Source organism: Microbacterium sp. Leaf203 (genome assembly GCF_001421275.1).
Lineage (GTDB): Bacteria > Actinomycetota > Actinomycetes > Actinomycetales > Microbacteriaceae > Microbacterium > Microbacterium testaceum_A.
Genome location: NZ_LMKF01000022.1, coordinates 1,285,429 through 1,286,146 on the forward strand (window position 1 = coordinate 1,285,429; position 718 = coordinate 1,286,146).

Annotated in this window: 2 pseudogenes; both read left to right on the forward strand. The window is 70.8% G+C overall.

What is annotated here, in order from left to right:
- A pseudogene (locus ASE56_RS17715) lies at positions 1–410 on the forward strand (heme ABC transporter ATP-binding protein); the annotation flags it as partial.
- Positions 407–718 (forward strand): annotated as a pseudogene (locus ASE56_RS17720) (ABC transporter permease); the annotation flags it as partial. The pseudogenes ASE56_RS17715 and ASE56_RS17720, both read left to right, overlap by 4 nt.

The following is a 718-nucleotide window of genomic DNA, read 5'->3' on the forward strand; positions in this document are numbered from 1 at the left end:
CGATCAAGCGCGCGGCGCTCAGCTCGTTCGCCCGCGACCGCATCGCGGAGTACGACATCCGGACGCAGTCGGCATCCACCCCGGTCGGCACCCTCTCGGGCGGCAACCAGCAGAAGGTCGTCATCGCCCGCGAGATGAGCCGTCCGCTGAAGCTGTTCGTCGCCGCCCAGCCCACCCGCGGCGTCGACGTCGGCTCGATCGAATTCATTCACAAGCAGATCGTCGCCGCGCGCGATGCGGGCGTGCCCGTGATCGTCGTGTCGACGGAGCTCGACGAGATCGCCGCCCTCGGCGACCGCATCGCGGTGATGTACCGCGGCGGCATCGTGGGCATCGTGCCGGGGAACACCCCGCGCGAGGTTCTCGGGCTCATGATGGCGGGCGAGCAGCCCGCGGAGGAGACAGCGTGAGCGGCCACATCCCGAGCACGGGCGCGAACGGGGACCCCGGTCTCCCGCCCGAGCAGCTGCCGACCGCATCCGGTCCCCTGACCGGTCACACCCCGGCCGAGACGCCGGCACCGCCCCGCACGAACCAGTTCCTCACCGAGCTGCTGCGTTCGTCGTGGATCACCACGGTGCTCGCGGTCGTCGCGGCGATGATCGTCGGCGGCATCCTGATGGCCGCCACCAACGACCAGGTGCGCACGACGTCCGCGTACTTCTTCGCGCGTCCCGGCGACATGCTGGCCGCGATCTGGAACTCGGTGTACGGCGGG